12 protein-coding genes are annotated in these 15,627 nt (G+C 32.9%); 4 read left to right on the top strand and 8 right to left on the bottom strand.

What is annotated here, in order from left to right; genetic code table 11:
• Positions 1–173 precede the first annotated feature (173 nt).
• Both Q4566_RS15830 and Q4566_RS15825 read left to right on the top strand, forming a co-directional pair.
• On the top strand, positions 174–8,084 hold the full coding sequence (locus Q4566_RS15830) for a LamG-like jellyroll fold domain-containing protein (RefSeq protein ID WP_303423317.1): 7,911 nt from the start codon (positions 174–176) through the stop codon (positions 8,082–8,084).
• Positions 8,085–8,155: 71 nt separating this feature from the next.
• Positions 8,156–9,064 carry a leucine-rich repeat domain-containing protein gene (locus tag Q4566_RS15825; RefSeq protein WP_303423315.1) on the top strand — a complete coding sequence of 303 codons (909 nt, stop codon included), beginning with the start codon at positions 8,156–8,158 and terminating at the stop codon, positions 9,062–9,064.
• Positions 9,065–9,361: 297 nt separating this feature from the next.
• Here the strand turns inward: Q4566_RS15825 and Q4566_RS15820 are convergent, their stop codons facing one another.
• The 5 genes from Q4566_RS15820 to Q4566_RS15800 all read right to left on the bottom strand — a co-directional run bounded on the left by Q4566_RS15820 (position 9,362) and on the right by Q4566_RS15800 (position 11,537).
• Complete coding sequence (locus Q4566_RS15820) at positions 9,362–9,706, bottom strand: hypothetical protein (RefSeq protein ID WP_303423313.1); 345 nt, start codon at positions 9,704–9,706, stop codon at positions 9,362–9,364.
• A 402-nt stretch (positions 9,707–10,108) separates the two neighbouring features.
• A complete protein-coding gene (locus tag Q4566_RS15815) occupies positions 10,109–10,327 on the bottom strand; it encodes a DUF4287 domain-containing protein (protein ID WP_303423311.1) in 219 nt (72 codons plus the stop codon).
• Positions 10,328–10,333: 6 nt separating this feature from the next.
• Entirely contained in the window at positions 10,334–10,705 is a 372-nt protein-coding gene (locus Q4566_RS15810; protein WP_303423309.1) for a DoxX family protein, read from the bottom strand.
• A complete protein-coding gene (locus Q4566_RS15805; RefSeq protein WP_303423307.1) occupies positions 10,692–11,123 on the bottom strand; it encodes a VOC family protein in 432 nt (143 codons plus the stop codon). The genes Q4566_RS15810 and Q4566_RS15805 overlap by 14 nt, the downstream gene beginning before the upstream one ends.
• Positions 11,124–11,537 carry an SRPBCC domain-containing protein gene (locus Q4566_RS15800; RefSeq protein WP_303423305.1) on the bottom strand — a complete coding sequence of 138 codons (414 nt, stop codon included), beginning with the start codon at positions 11,535–11,537 and terminating at the stop codon, positions 11,124–11,126.
• Positions 11,538–11,671: 134 nt separating this feature from the next.
• On the opposite strand from Q4566_RS15800, the gene Q4566_RS15795 reads away from it, so the two are divergent.
• Positions 11,672–12,646, top strand: a complete 975-nt coding sequence (locus tag Q4566_RS15795) for a GlxA family transcriptional regulator (protein ID WP_303423303.1) — start codon at positions 11,672–11,674, stop codon at positions 12,644–12,646.
• A gap of 497 nt (positions 12,647–13,143) precedes the next feature.
• On the opposite strand, the gene Q4566_RS15790 is transcribed toward Q4566_RS15795, so the two are convergent.
• The 3 genes from Q4566_RS15790 to Q4566_RS15780 all read right to left on the bottom strand — a co-directional run bounded on the left by Q4566_RS15790 (position 13,144) and on the right by Q4566_RS15780 (position 14,915).
• Entirely contained in the window at positions 13,144–13,767 is a 624-nt protein-coding gene (locus tag Q4566_RS15790) for an FMN-dependent NADH-azoreductase (RefSeq protein ID WP_303423301.1), read from the bottom strand.
• Between the two features lie 63 nt (positions 13,768–13,830).
• A complete protein-coding gene (locus Q4566_RS15785; RefSeq protein WP_303423298.1) occupies positions 13,831–14,412 on the bottom strand; it encodes a Crp/Fnr family transcriptional regulator in 582 nt (193 codons plus the stop codon).
• 149 nt (positions 14,413–14,561) lie between these two features.
• On the bottom strand, positions 14,562–14,915 hold the full coding sequence (locus Q4566_RS15780; protein WP_303423296.1) for a helix-turn-helix domain-containing protein: 354 nt from the start codon (positions 14,913–14,915) through the stop codon (positions 14,562–14,564).
• Between the two features lie 89 nt (positions 14,916–15,004).
• Here Q4566_RS15780 and Q4566_RS15775 point away from each other — a divergent pair, with 89 nt between their 5' ends.
• Complete coding sequence (locus Q4566_RS15775) at positions 15,005–15,376, top strand: DoxX family protein (protein ID WP_303423294.1); 372 nt, start codon at positions 15,005–15,007, stop codon at positions 15,374–15,376.
• Positions 15,377–15,627: the final 251 nt, after the last annotated feature.

Raw genomic sequence — 15,627 nt, 5'->3', positions numbered from 1 at the left:
TTCTTCTTATGATATCCTCTTTTTTTTTGTATTCGCAATATTTAACTATTAAGTAACTGTTAAGTAGACGGTTATCTTTAACAATCAAATTACGTTTACTTAAAATTCAAAGAGTCCCTTCAATATACTTTTGAGCAAAAATTCAAAAATTCAAAAAAATTAACACAACCAAAATGAAAAAAAGTTTACTATTTATTTTACTGTTTTTTTCTCTCTGTATGAGTTTTGAGCTTAAAGCGCAAACAGTCATACCTGGAGATTCTTTAGTATTTGGTCCTATGTTTAGTCCTGTTTATGAAAATAAGGTTAGAGTATGGGTGCTTACTAAGGGTAACACAGGATCTGGAGATGCCCTGTCTTTAACTATGACGGGTTCTCAAGCTCAAGCGACAGAGCTAAGTGGCTCAGTTTTTAATTCAGATGACAGGTTAGGATATTACCTTAGGTCTTATGAATTTAATAATTTAACGGAAGGTGAAACATATACTGCTAGTTTACAAATTAACGGAAATGTATCGTCAAGAACATCCTCTATTACAAATGACCAAAATGTTATTGACAATTTTGAGTTTTTGGCAGGTGGATGCGGAAGAATATATGATACGTCACGTTGTGTTGATACACCAGAATCGTTAACGCATATTAATGGTAATCCAGAACTATTTAATCATATGGCTGCAGAAGATGCAGATTTAATGGTTTGGTTAGGGGATGCCACTTACCTATTAGGATTACAACATGCAAATGGAGAATGTCCTGATGCTATAGATGATTGGGCAAATAAAGATATGGCGTTTGATCGATACATGTTTTATAGACAGTTTCATGATCAGTTAACCATGGCTATGCCACAATTAGCAATAACAGATAACCATGACACTGGACCAAATGAGTTCGATAAAACAATGGCTACGTTACCAGAAATGCGTGATATATTTAAGGATTGGTGGCCAAATCCTGAATATTTGGACACGGTAGAAGGAGAGGGTATGCATTCTTCCTATGTATATAAAGATGTAGAGTTTTTCTTAACAGATAACAGAAGCTACAGAGATGGTACAGCAGACCATTTTGGTGATGAACAATTAGAGTGGTTAAAACAAGGTTTACTTAATTCTAAAGCAACGTTTAAGGTTATTATTAATGGTACTCCAACCTTTAGAGAAGTTGGTGGTAGAAACTTTAGTGTCAGTAATCAAGCTGATGAATTTTTACAATTTATCCAAAACAATAATATAAACGGCGTTGTATCTTATTGTGCCGATATACACGACCAACGTTTTATGGTACGTGAAAGCGATACAAAATATCCGATGTACGATATTATGTCTGGAAATATTAATTCTGATATTGGTGGAAATGGTGAAGTAGGGAATTATAATGTAAATTATAGCGCTTCCAATGATATTCTTACGGGTGTGAAGCATGGTTATGTACGAACAAATGTGTATGGAGAAGAAGGAGATAGAAGAATAAAGTTCGAATATGTAGGTTTTGATGGGACCACATTTTTTGAAGAAGTGGTTCACCAAGATATGTTAACGAGTCAAAATTCTGATGCGCATAATTTATCTTTAGATTTCACAAATGCCGTTGTGGATAATTCTGACTATAGCCATATATTAGAAGCCTCTAACTATAGCTTGGGTGCAGATAAAGATGATAATGTTAATAGTGCTTTAGTATTTTCTAAAAATACAACTCTTACTATTCCTGTTTCTACAGCATTAAACTTTTATGATAAAGCATATAGCTTAAGTTTTTGGATTAACCCAAGTAGTTTACCTTCTAATGGATCAACAATAGTTTCTGATGCTACTGCGACTACAGGAGTTTCTTTTGGGATTTCAAAGAATGGGAACTTAAATTATAAAGATCACGCTACAGGTGTAACTCATGAGAGCAACTATAGCGTTTTAGAAAATGACTGGTCATATATCACTTGGAAATATGACAACGTAAGAAAAAAATTAACGTTATACTATAATGGATTTTTAATTCAAACATGGAATAATGTGTCATCTCCTACAGCGTCTACCTCAGATTTTAGAATAGGAAATAATATTGAAGGTAAACAGTTTTTAGGAAGTATCGATAATTTAGAGTTATATGCGAGGTTAATTTCTGATAACGATATTTTAGAAAATGCTCAGGTAGAATCTAATCGTGGAGATATGTTAACCTTATCTGGCGCTCAGCAAACCGCAATTCCATCTGATATTTCTAATGCTTTATTTTCAGATAATTTTACAGTTCAATTTTGGGCAAAATTAAATGCAGATCCTGCAAGTAATGCTTCTATTTTTTCTACTCACGGTAGAGTTAACAACAATTCTACAGGACTTTCTTTTGAGTTTTCATCAGAAAATAAATTAAATGTAGTCGTAGGAACTAATGGCTCTGGATGGAATAAAATTGATAATAAAGGCGATGCTTGGACTATTGGAGAATGGAATCATATAACCATTTCGGCAGAAGTAGGAGGGAGTATTAAATATTATCTTAATGGAGAGTATGTTACAGAAATGGCATATAACGGATATTCCCCTAATACGTTTGGGTTAGGATTAGGATACAGTCCTAATTATGGAAGTGCGATTCAAGGTGATATCGATGATATGCGAATTTGGAGTAAAGTTTTATCTGCCGATGAAATTTCAAGGTCTTTACATTACTCATTAGCAGGAGATGAAACAGATTTAGCATTGTATTACAACTTTGCACCAACATCTGAAACGGCAACAACTATTACTAGTTCTGGTAGTATAAATTATGAAATGGATATTACTTCTGCTGCATTAACATCAGCAACTTCCCCTTTAGGGAATATTCCTATGACATATAGAGATTTTGTTTCAGGGAAATGGAGTAAGAACAATAGCAGTCTTAATCATGGTTTAAGTTTTTCTAACGATATAGCCTTATTTACAAGTAATATTATTGCAGGTAAAATAAATGATACAGATATTTCAGAAACACCAAACATGTCTGGTGTTCAATATTTACAAGGTGGTTGGAAAATAGATCCTTTAAATACACCATTTGCCACCTTCAAATTTAATTTGGAAGCTACCGTTGGTGCAGCCGCCAGTTCTATTTCTGCAGCTGCAGGGCATTATTATTTACTGAATAAAAATGAAGGAGAAACAGACTTCTCTATGGTAGATGAAGGGACGTTCGACGGTACAAGCATTAGTTTTTATAATGTAAATATTGAAGAATCTGTATACTACTTAGCATGGGAAGAAGGCGAATTTGTTCCAGGAAGAGGAGGGGCTTTAGCCTTGGTAAATGATCATGATGTTAAAATTCCATATACTTCAACTGAAAATATTTTAGAAGGCGCTCATACATTGGAGCTTTGGCTAAATTTACCAGATGATCCTAGTGATAAAACAATACTTTCTAATCATGGAAGAATAGATGGGAACTCTACAGGATTTACTTTAGAGTTGGAAAGTAATAACACCTTAAGTGTGGTTTATGGAACAAATGGTGATGGTTGGACGAAAGTCATTTCAACAACAGCTCTTCAGATTGGTGAATGGAATCATGTTGCTATAAGTACCACACCAGAAAGTGAGGTTCAACTTTATATTAACGGACAATTAGAAGGAAGTACAGCATTCTCAGCTTATGCGCCAAATAGTACTTGGGATTTTGCTTTTGGACGTAGTTTGAATTATGGAGGTCAAGTCCTTTTTGTAGTCGATGAATTTCGCTTCTGGTCGGAAGCACGAACTCAAGAAGAAATTGTTTCGGGTATGCATAGTGTATTAGATATTACTGATGAAAATCTGCAGTTTTATTATGCGTTTGATCAAGAAGATAATGGACTGTTAGGTAATAATGGCATTCAAGTAGATGATGTTAATTATACCAACGCATCTATTATTGCTGCTTCGACTCCTGTTGCAGAATCTGTAGTAGGTTTTGATGATATTATATCAGGAAGTTGGAGTTACTCAGCTGAGAACTCTAGTGGTATGTATGTAGAAGGAACCATCAGTAGTTTTATAGAAAATATCGTGTTTGGTAGAGACAATAATAAAACAATATTAGATTTACCTAATGCAGAAGAAGAAGAAGAAGATATGTATTATATAGCAGGGGGATGGAATGTTAATACCATGAATATTACCACCACTGATATTACAATTGAATTATCTTCTATTTTTGAAAATGTAGGAATGACAGCTGCAACTGTTGGAGAGTACATCTTAATTAAAGGAGATCCACAAGTAGCTTATGAAGTTGTGGCTTCTGCAACAACAGCAACAGACAATGTAGTCACTTTTAATGATGTTGAGATTGGTAACGGTATTTATTTTATTGCTTACCTGGAGGATAATACAGCTGCAATTCTTGCTCAAGGCGGAGCTTTTAATCTTGAAGGAGGTCATCAGGTACAAATACCTTCTAATACAATTGAATCTATTTTAGCAGGAGATTTTACAATAGAGTTGTGGGCTAAATTAACGTCAGATCCAGGAGAGAATGTACCTTTATTATCTAACCACGGTAGAGTCGATGGTAATTCTACTGGTTTTTCATTAGAATTCCCTAATAATAATTCTGTTAATGCTGTGTTTGGTAATAATGGTTCTGGATGGAATAAAGCAGAGTCAAGAGATGCATTAACAATTGGAGAATGGAATCATATTGCGGTTACTGTGTCTCTAATAGACCATGAATTAAAGCTGTATGTTAATGGTGAATTAAAAGCGACAAATGCTTTCGATGGTTATGCATCTAATAGTACTTGGGATTTTGCCTTAGGTAGAACCATAAATTATAATGGTCAATCAAATTCAATAATGGATGAATTAAGAATTTGGACTAAAGCTAAAACTCAAGAAGAGATTATTGCAGATATGCACCAAACACTTCTTGATACAGATGGAGATTTAGCATTCAATTATACTTTTAATCAAGATGATAGTGGGTACCTCGTTAATTCTGGTAACACAGTTCTGGAAGTCGCTTACACGAATGCTGATATTGTTCCAGCTACAAGTCCAGTACGTATTATTGAAGCTCCTTTTAATAATCAAGTTGTAGGAAGCTGGAGTCTCAAAAATGATAACTCTAATGGAATGTATTATGCAGAGGATATCGCTGATTTCAATAGTAATATTATATTTTCAAAGGAACCTGGAGATGAGGTGTTGCCTACTGCAGACGCTTCAGAAACAAATGTTTTATACTTAAATAGCCGATGGAAAATAGATCCTTTGTTTATTAATTCGGGATCAGTTATGGTAGATGTTTCAAAAATATTTGAAAACTTAAATCAAGTTGAACTTATCGCTAATGAGTATTATTTATTATCTGGAGAACCTTCAACAGCTGTTGAAATAGCAGCATCGGGATTAAAGGAAAACAATATTATTAGCTTTACTAATTTAGACTTTAATGAAGAAGAGCCACTGTATTTAGCTTGGAAAAACATTAACGAATATCCCACAGGAAGCTTTCCGATTGTATCGGGTGGATTATGGAAATACAATGACTTAGGGCAAGATTTAGGAACCGACTGGAAAGAGTCAGCTTTTGACGATAGTTCTTGGCTGTTTGGAAATGCAATACTCGGTTATGGAGATGGAAAAGAAAGTACAACTTTAAATTTCGGTACCGATGCTTCTACTAAATATCCAACCTATTATTTCCGTCATATTTTCAATGTAGAAGATGTCGCTGCAATTGGTAATTTACTTTTCAATGTAATTTATGATGATGGTGTTATTGTTTATGTGAACGGTAGCGAAGCTTTTAGGTTAAATATGCCTGAAGGTGAAGTAACTTATGATATGTACGCTGTAGAAGAAGTAAGTGGAGATGCTGAAAGTGTTTGGACAACCATTAAAACGGCTAATTTGCTTCAAAATGGCGAAAATGTTATCGCGGTAGAATTACATCAAAATAACGGAACGAGTTCAGATGTTCAGTTTGATATGGAAGTAAATTATGAATTACCTCCCCTTGAAGTTACAAAATACCCTATCCTTAAAGATGAGCAGTGGTATGTTTTAGATCAAGGTACTGATATGGGAACAGATTGGCTAGCTTTAGACTATAATGTGATTCCATGGAATAGAGGTTTTGCGCCATTTGGCTATGGGGATCCTGTTAATACAGAAGTGTCTTACGGTTCTGATTCGAATAATAAATACATTACCACATATTACATAAAAGATATTGAAGTGTCTTTAAGTGAATTAACTGATATGGTAGAATTAGGTCTACGAAGAGATGACGGTGCTATTATTTATATTAATGGTGTAGAAGCGCTGCGTAGTAATATGCCAACAGGAACGATAGATTACCAAACCCCTGCTATTAATGCTGTTGACGGTATTAATGAAAATATTTACTTTACCTCTACGGTTGCAAAAGGTATGTTTGTAGAAGGTATCAACCGTATTGCTGTTGAGATTCATCAAGCCAATGTGTCAAGTTCAGATACACGATTCGATTTGTATATTCAGAATACACAAGATTTAGCGATAGATTGTGAGGGTGAGCATATTGGTTGTTTGACATCTATTACGCCTACGTCACAAACAAGTAATTTAATTTTGTCTCCAGAGTATGATTTTCAAGTTGTTATGAAAGAAGGAGAGTCGTATTCTTTAGGAGGAGGAAATATGCCTGGAACAAATGACTTTACGGCTTATGTGGCTATTGAGGGTAGTAGTGAAGAAGGCTATTTGTCAGTAAATCATGAAAACACTCCAGGAGGTGTATCTATTTTAGATATTCGTTTAAATACCACAACACAACTTTGGGAAGTTGAAGAAAGTCAGGCTGTAGATTTATACAGTACAGATTTAGTAACAACAACACGTAATTGTTCTGGAGGTATTACACCTTGGGGAACCGTAGTGACAGCAGAAGAAAGTACAAATTCTGGAGATGTTAATGGAGACGGTTATCAAGATGTAGGATGGTTTGTAGAAATTGACCCAGTTACTGCAACTGTTTTGGATTATGATAACGATGGTAAAAAGGATAAATTATGGGCAATGGGAAGAATGAATCATGAAAATGTTGTCATTTCAGATGACGGAACAACAGCCTATTACGGAGAAGATGGAGGAACTCATTGTTTATATAAATATGTCATGGATACACCTGGCGATCTTACAGAAGGTACGGTATACGTTTTGAAAATGGATATAGCATTATCAGGAAACGACCCGAGTTCTTCTAAAGGGACTTGGATTGAAGTTCCTAACGACTCACAATCGGATAGAAACAACTTAAATGTTATTGCTAGTAGTCTTGGAGGTACAGCCTTTAATGGTGTAGAAGATGTTGAAATTAATCCAATTACTGGTAAAATTTATTTTGCTGCAAAAGGTTTAAGTCGTGTATATAGATTCAGAGATAATGAAGAGACTGTAAGTGATTTTGAAACCTTTGTGGGTGGAATGAATTACGACATTTCCTCAGAAACAGGAACACAATCAGAAGCATGGGCTAATGGTAATGATAATTTAACATTTGACGATAAAGGAAACCTTTGGGTACTTCAAGATGGAGGTAAAAACTATATTTGGATAGTGCGTCCAGATCACACACAAAGTAATCCAAACGTAGAGCTATTTGCATCAATGCCGTCTGGGGCCGAGCCTACGGGGTTAACCTTTACTCCAGACTATAAATATGGTTTCTTTTCTGTGCAACATCCAAGCGGAAGTAATACATCTCAAGTAGATGCTAGTGGAAATGAGGTTACGTTTAATGCTTCCACAACTATAGTATTCGCATTAGATGATAATATTGGAGAAAAGACATTAGGTATTATTGATCAACAATTAATTAAGGGTGTTAGATTATATCCTAATCCTACAGATGGAAATATAACGCTACAATTTAGTGGTTCTATTAAGAATAAGGAAGTTTCTGTAGTGGTTAATGATATTTTAGGACGAAATTTGGTTAACTATAATAATTTGAAACTAGATGGAAACCAAAACTTATCATTAGATTTAGGAGAATTTAAAGGACAAAATCAAATACTTTTATTAACAGTTGAAGTGAATGATGAGAAGCAGCAATTTAAAGTGCTGATGAATTAAAATAAAATCAAACACATTAATAATTATAGAAGCAGACAATTTTGTCTGCTTCTATTTCTTTATACAAAACCATGATACGTTGTACGTTTTTAATTGCAGTCTTTAGTTTTTTCTTTGGTGTTCACGCCCAAAACGCTAATCCTAAAAAAATTAGAGTTTTTAATTCTATTGATTTAGCCAAGGAGCAACCAAGTAGTGTTAAACAACTAAGTTTTAGAGATCAGCATCTATTTAATATGCCTAAAGAGATAGGAGATTTTGAAGTACTTGTTTTTTTGAATATGATGGGTAATAGTTTAGAATCATGGAATTACGACATATTTAAGTTAAAGCAATTGGAAGTATTAATTGTAAAACAAAATGATTTAAAATATATTCCAAATGAAATTTCAAAATTTAAAAAACTCGTAAGATTTAATATATCAGCAAATAAAATTACAGCAGTACCAAAATCAATTGATCAGCTGCTTAATCTTCGGTTTTTACATATGTCGTTTAATGATATCACTTCCTTGCCAAATAACATAAGTGGTTGTGAAAATTTAGAAGTCCTTGAATTGGATCATAATCAATTGAGATTCCTGCCGAAAGAACTTTCTAGTTTAAAGAAATTGAATACGCTTAATTTAGGCTACAATCAGTTTTACGAATTTAATTCGGGTTGGTTGTTACTTAATAATTTAAAGACGCTTAATTTGGAGCATAATAGTCTTAAAGTTCTTCCAGTAGAATTACATAAGCTATCCAATTTAGAAACCCTAATTATAAATGATAATAACCTTACAGAATTACCTACAAGCATTGTTTCTCTTTCAAACTTAGAGTTATTAATTCTATCTAATAATGAGCTTAAAAGATTACCTAATGATATTTCAAAACTAGAACATCTAAAAACCTTAATCTTAAAAGGGAACCGGTTCTCTATAGAGGAAATAGAAAAAATAAAAAAAAAGCTACCTAGGTGTAAGGTGTATTATTAAAAATATTCACCAAGTTCTATATTGTAGTGTGGATAAATTTCAGTGTCTATAAGATAAATATTTAGAAAAGTAGGGCTTTTCAGTATTCAGACTCACAATAAGAGACAATACCGTCCTTTTTTGACGTCAAAAATACCAGAGCTCAGCGTTGAACGCCAGTAAATCAGGTTCATAATTCCGATTTTTTGTTTCGTGTTATTTCATCTGAATATGGTTAGACTTATAATCCTAATCCAATTCTTGCCAATTTTTTTTAAATTATATTTGTTTTGGTCATATCATAGGACAGCTCTTGATCTATTTTTTTGCTCTGTATTCGGTTAAACAGTTTTTAAAGACTGGAAATAATTTATGGGTTTGATTTTTACTTGGCATTTTTAAGATCTCAATATATTCTGATTGTGTAAATTCCAATTGAATTTTTTCGGTTGAGCATTTGCAGTACTCTTTAATCAGTTCAGGATTCAACATTTCTTTTGATTCAGAAATACATTTATCTAATAAAATTTTTGCGCTTTCTGCCGTCCATCTTTCGTTTTTATCTTTTATTATAATATAAATTCCATATCCAGAAATCAAAATTATTAAAATATTCAGCAAATGTTTTCCATACATTTTATTCTTTTTTATAGGTCTTGACATGTATCGCATAGATGTTTTTTAGCCTCTATCTTATATCGCATTGATTCTGTAAGTTTCACTGGGTTGTACGGAACACTTTGGGAGTTCTTATTTATCAATTTTTTTTCAGTATGTTTATGAGTCTAAGTGTTTTTTTGATAATTATAAAGATAACTCTCTGTAGTATAGTATGCAATACTCTTTCACAATGATGTTCTAAATATTTACATCAAATTTTCACGCTGTTCGCGTAATTTCAGAGACTGCCTTTTTCTAAATATGGCTACATTAAAAATAAATTTAAGCTGTAATTCATTTTTTATTTTTGTTACTATAAAGTCTAAAAATAAATGTAATCTGACGTCGTTCCCTTAAAAACAAGAAACATCTAGCCCCATGTTATTAGTGTTTTTTTTCGTGTTATTATTCGATTTTACCTTTGAATGTCGCATAGATGGCCATTGCATGTCCGTGTCCTAATTCGAATTCTTCTTTTAGCCAATTCGTGATTTCAGAAGCTTTTATTTCAGGTAAAAGGTTTCCGTTACTCAAAAAAACTTTTTCTTCTGCGAGTTTTTTAAAATCGTCAGGTGTCTTACCTGTTTTCTCTTGAATGTTGTCGATGTAAGCTTGAAAAAACATAATATTTTAACTTTTGTTAGAATTTAATCTATGATGATAGATATAGGAAACGATTAAAACCCCTAAAATAGCTAAAGGGAAAAATGTTTGTCCATTTATTCCGTTCACGGCTGCGTGACTTATTGCAGCGAAAATAAAATTGAAGGTAAAACCAGCATAAGCCCATTCTTTTACTCGTTTAGGAACTTTTGGAATTACCAATGCTAAAACACCTAAAACTTTAAAGACAACTAAAGCTTTTCCAAAATATTCGGGATAACCCAAATGCCTAATTCCTTCTTTTGCTAATTCCGTTTGAGATGTTAATATAGGCATTACTCCTTCAAATAATGCGATTATTATAGTCGCAGTCCAAAATATAATTTTACTCTTTTTCATTTTTCAGTTGATTGTTTTTGTTATAATTTAAAATCCAATTGTTTCCAAATTTATCGATTAAGCTCCCCAATAAGGTACCCCAAAATGTGGGTTCGATGAGCTGATAAACTTTTCCATTTACAGAAAGTTTATCAAAAATATCCCTGATTTCAACTTCACTTGTACAGTTAATCATTATTGAAATTGAATTGCCTTTTACAAGTCCTGTTTCAGGTGTCATATCTGTACCCATTAATACAAAGCTTTGTGTTGTCAATGTAGCATGTAAAATACATTCTTTCATTTCCGTAGGCATCTTGCATGCCATTGGCGAATCCTCAATTGGTTGCAGCATTAAGTTACCACCAAGGCACTCTTTGTAGAATGTCATTGCCTCATGGCAATTGCCATTGAATGTGAGATAAGGATTGATTTTCATTTAATGGTTTTCTGTATAATTCTTGAAATTTGTTAATATTGCTTGCCAACCCTCTTGTTGCATTTCTATAGGATTTTCTTCTTCAGGGTCAAATGTTATTATGACTTCTGTTTGTCCTCCCATGTCATTAAATTCTACGGTAGCAGTTCTTCCTCCAAACTCATAAGTAAAGCTTTTGCCTTTTGAAATTTCTGTAAAAACTGCTTCAAAGTCAAAACCAAAACTACCATCTTTGGCTTCCATTCTGGCTTTATAAGTACCACCTACACTCAAATTGTTTTCTGCCGATGAGCAATGCCAACTTGGGTCGGCAAAGTTCCAGTTTACAATATGATTGGGTTCGTTGTAATAGGTCCAAACTTTTTCTACTTCTGCGTCAATGAATTCTTGAATCCTAATTTGTGAATTGCACATAATATTTTTTTTAAAATTGATATTACAAAGATGCACAGATACATAGTTAGGATTGATGTCTAAAAATGACAACAAAAGGGGGATTTACGACAAAATAAAATTTATCTTTATTTTTTACTTAAAATGGATTGAATATGAAGAAAGTCAGTATTCTTGTTCCTGAAAATTCTGTTATGCAGGCCATAGCAGATCCACAATATTTGTTTTCGGCAGTCAATCAATTTATGGCTGTTAGTGGCAGAAAGCCATTGTTTGATGTGCAATTGGTTGGTTTAAAAAGGGAAGTTAAATTAAACGAAGGTTTGTTTTCTGTAAACACTTCCCAACTTCTAAAGGATGTTGAAACAACAGATTTAATAATAATCCCTGCCCTGTTCGGCGATATGAAAACTGCTATTACATCAAATAGCAACCTTTTACCTTGGATAAAGGACCATTACAAAAAAGGTTCAGAAGTTGCCTCGTTATGCGTGGGTGCATTTCTATTGGCTTCCACGGGTTTGCTAAACGGTAAAAAATGTTCAACACATTGGGGTTTTCAAAATGAGTTTCGTGAAATGTTTCCGGAAGTTGAAGTTGTAGAAGGGCATATTATCACTGAAGAAAATCGACTTTACTCAAGTGGCGGTGCAAATTCCTATTGGAACCTATTACTTTACTTGACAGAAAAATACACGGATAGAGAAACGGCCATATTGGCTTCAAAATATTTTGCGATAGATATTGATAGGGATAGCCAAGCCACTTTTGCAATGTTTCAGGGGCAAAAAAACCATACTGATGAATTAATTAAACGAGTACAAGAATTTATTGAAAATAATACTCAAGAAAAAATAACGGTTGACGAATTGGCCGATTTGGTGTCATTGGGCAGGCGAAGTTTTGAAAGAAGATTCAAAATGGCCACTAACAATTCTGTATTGCAATATATTAATAGAGTTAAGATTGAAACTGCCAAACGGTTTTTTGAAACCAGTCGCAAAAATATTAATGAAGTAATGTATGATGTCGGTTATACTGACACAAAAGCATTTCGTACTATTTTTAAGAAAATTACTGGGCTAACACCGATTGCGTATAGGAATAAATATAATAAAATGTACGTCTAATAAAGTTTCTGCTGGTATACACAAAAAACCAATATAAGACTTCTCATTAACGACTTCCAAAAGGATTAGTAGGGAAGAAGATTGACTGATTTCGAATACGCATAAGCCGCAACTTTTTGCTTGATTAAGTCATGTCAGTAAAATTTGAGAACTTAGTTAATATGGACAATATAATGAACAAGGACCAAACTTACATTAAATTTAGCTGTTGCTGTGTTTTCTTTTTTCTATTCTGAATCCAATTATTAATCGCAATAACATAGATAGAATAGAAGGTAGGTTCCAAATGCATTTAGCGAAATTTGGAACTGTAAATTTGGCAAATTATACCAACATTAATGTGAATGAAATTATTCCAAACTAGCTAACATTTGAGGAATATTAAAAAAACAGCTTTTGCTGTATTGAAATTAAAATTACCTTAGACACGATCCTAAAAACTATGTATTGTATTTAACTTCGTTAGGCTTTTAACTAAGTTCTTTGTTGTTAAAACTTTAAAACTGTTCTATCCTTTGGTAGATTTTCTTTTTAGAGCTCTCAAATATTTTGCCACCAAATTCTTCATTATCCAATGAGACTATAGAAATGTCATTTATTCCCATAATTCCAAAAACGAATTTCAAGTAGGTTGTTTGAAAATTCATATGTTCGTTTTTCTCACTTTTTCCATAACCTGTGTCACCACGACTTGAAAGAATGAACATTTTTTTGTTTTCTAGAAGTCCAACATAGTCTCCATCTGGTTCGCCTGAGCGGAATTTCCAAGTTTCGTTAATTCTCATAAGGTGGTCGATGTAAGACTTGAGTCCGCTTGGTATTGACCAGTTGTACATTGGTGTTCCCAAAACATAGATATTATGCTCCTTAAATTCTTTTACCAATTCGTCACTAAATTTAACACTCGACTGGTTTTCATTTGTTCTTTCACTTGGTATGATAAATGCACTAGCAATCCACTTATCATTTATGGGTGGGATTTCTTCTAATCCAACTTCTCGATAAGTGAAAATATCGTTGGGATTTTTCTTTATCCAATTATCTTCAAAAAGTTGAGTTAGTTTTCTACTGTGAGATTTTTCATTTCTTACACTTGCATTGATAATTAATACTTTATTCATATTCATAAATTTTGATTATGAAACAAAGTTCCGAATTGTGAGGGCTAAAAAAATTGATGTAGTTTAAGATAATTTGATTTTTTTACGTATTCTACTCAAAAATTCGGCAGTAATTCCTAAATAAGAAGCAATTAGATAGTTGGGGGCTTTCTCTGAAATTTTTGGATAATTTTCTAAGAAATCTGAATACCGTTGTTCTGCGTCAAGAATGTTGTTTAAGATTATTCGTTTTTGTAAACTGCCAAGGTAATTTTCAAGGATGATTCTGAAAAAACGTTCAAGCTTTGGAATTTGCTTTAGCATTTCTTGAAAAGAGTCGTGATGGATTTGTAATAGTGAAGTATTTTCAATGGCTTGAATGTTGTAAATCGAAGGTTTTTGTTTTTGAAAGCTCTCAATATCCGAAGCCCACCAATTTTCTATAGCAAAATATAATATTTCTTCTTTACCTGTTTTGGAGTTAATGTAAAAAGCCTTTAAAATTCCATTAATTACGAAATTATCAGTTCGGCAAGTTTCCCCGTTTCTCAAAAGATAATCTCCTTTTTCAAGGGTTTTCTCTGTCCAAAAAGCCTTAATTAAGTTTTTTTCTTCGGGACTTAATTTAATGTGTCTTGAAATGGAGTTAATTAGTTGTTCTTTCATTCAAAATTGTTGCCAACGTGTATATAAGGTTAGTTGCTTATTTCAGCACCTAATTTAGTAAATACATACCGAATGGAAATCTGAGAGGCTTTCGTATGTAGACTTGCACTAACAATTAATTTTATACAGCGGCTCGTTCTTATGTATTTTTATTTTTTAGTTGCATTTTTCGTTCCCCATTTAGACATTTCTATTAAAATACTTTCTAATGACTTACCTTTTTTGGAAAGTTCATATTCTACTCTTGGTGGAACTTCGGGATGAGAAATCCGATTTATCAAGTCGTCCGCTTGTAATTCTTTAAGTTTTACTATTAGCATTCTTTCCGAAATTCCGGTTAATCTATTTCTTAATTCACTATACCTTAATTTTTTTTCATCCAATAAGAATGCTAAAATACTAAGTTTCCATCGACCGCTTAAGATTGAGTTTGTATATGCAATTCCACAATTTGCTTCTAATTGCTCCTTATTAATTGTATTTGTAGATGCTGTCTTTCTCATATCTTACTTTTTTATTAGTATCCTACAATTTTGTATGTACTTTCAATTTGTAAATATAACTATTACTTTTGAACAAAATTATAATAGATATGAAGATTTTAGTACAAGTAGTCCATTGGATTTCATATGGGTATTTAATTTATGCATTTGGTTATGCAAGTCTTTTCAAAGTTTTTCAAAAGGAAAGTATGATGGAAAATATGAGCAATTTTGGTTTTGGGAAAATATGGACTCTATTAATTGGTTATGGTGAATTGGTGGGTGTAATTGGTTTAGTTGTTGGGTTCTGGTTGCACCAAGTTAAAAACATTTCAACTTTATGGCTATTACCATTCGCAATTGGTGCATTAATGGTTCATTTCGCACATAATGATTATAAATACTTTTACACAGCTTTGTATTGTTGTATTGCTGGTATTATTTTACTTGTTACGGATAAAAATTTCAAAGCAATATTATAATGATTTAAACTCCGAAATTTTGAATGAACGTACGATTTTAATTCTGACTAACGTAAAAATATGTTGCTAAAAATCAGTCATTTAAAAATATTCAAATTTCTCATATCCTCTTAAGTTTTGAAACTCAATTTTACGTTAGCCTACGTACTGAGGAGTTTTGGGTTTCTATGGGGGATGTCTCGTCCTGAAATATGGCTACAGGTTAAAATTGAAATTAAGCTGTTAATTTATATACCATTTCAGGTGTTTTA

It is taken from the genome of Tamlana sp. 2_MG-2023, assembly GCF_030548465.1.
GTDB lineage: Bacteria > Bacteroidota > Bacteroidia > Flavobacteriales > Flavobacteriaceae > Pseudotamlana.
This window is presented reverse-complemented; position numbering and strand designations above follow the sequence as displayed.

Excerpts from the sequence above, each read along its gene's own strand:
- Q4566_RS15830 (WP_303423317.1), top strand. The coding sequence starts at position 174 with ATGAAAAAAAGTTTACTATTTATTTTACTGTTTTTTTCTCTCTGTATG.
- Q4566_RS15825 (WP_303423315.1), top strand. The coding sequence starts at position 8,156 with ATGATACGTTGTACGTTTTTAATTGCAGTCTTTAGTTTTTTCTTTGGT.
- Q4566_RS15820 (WP_303423313.1), bottom strand. The coding sequence starts at position 9,706 with ATGTCAAGACCTATAAAAAAGAATAAAATGTATGGAAAACATTTGCTG.
- Q4566_RS15815 (WP_303423311.1), bottom strand. The coding sequence starts at position 10,327 with ATGTTTTTTCAAGCTTACATCGACAACATTCAAGAGAAAACAGGTAAG.
- Q4566_RS15810 (WP_303423309.1), bottom strand. The coding sequence starts at position 10,705 with ATGAAAAAGAGTAAAATTATATTTTGGACTGCGACTATAATAATCGCA.
- Q4566_RS15805 (WP_303423307.1), bottom strand. The coding sequence starts at position 11,123 with ATGAAAATCAATCCTTATCTCACATTCAATGGCAATTGCCATGAGGCA.
- Q4566_RS15800 (WP_303423305.1), bottom strand. The coding sequence starts at position 11,537 with ATGTGCAATTCACAAATTAGGATTCAAGAATTCATTGACGCAGAAGTA.
- Q4566_RS15795 (WP_303423303.1), top strand. The coding sequence starts at position 11,672 with ATGAAGAAAGTCAGTATTCTTGTTCCTGAAAATTCTGTTATGCAGGCC.
- Q4566_RS15790 (WP_303423301.1), bottom strand. The coding sequence starts at position 13,767 with ATGAATAAAGTATTAATTATCAATGCAAGTGTAAGAAATGAAAAATCT.
- Q4566_RS15785 (WP_303423298.1), bottom strand. The coding sequence starts at position 14,412 with ATGAAAGAACAACTAATTAACTCCATTTCAAGACACATTAAATTAAGT.
- Q4566_RS15780 (WP_303423296.1), bottom strand. The coding sequence starts at position 14,915 with ATGAGAAAGACAGCATCTACAAATACAATTAATAAGGAGCAATTAGAA.
- Q4566_RS15775 (WP_303423294.1), top strand. The coding sequence starts at position 15,005 with ATGAAGATTTTAGTACAAGTAGTCCATTGGATTTCATATGGGTATTTA.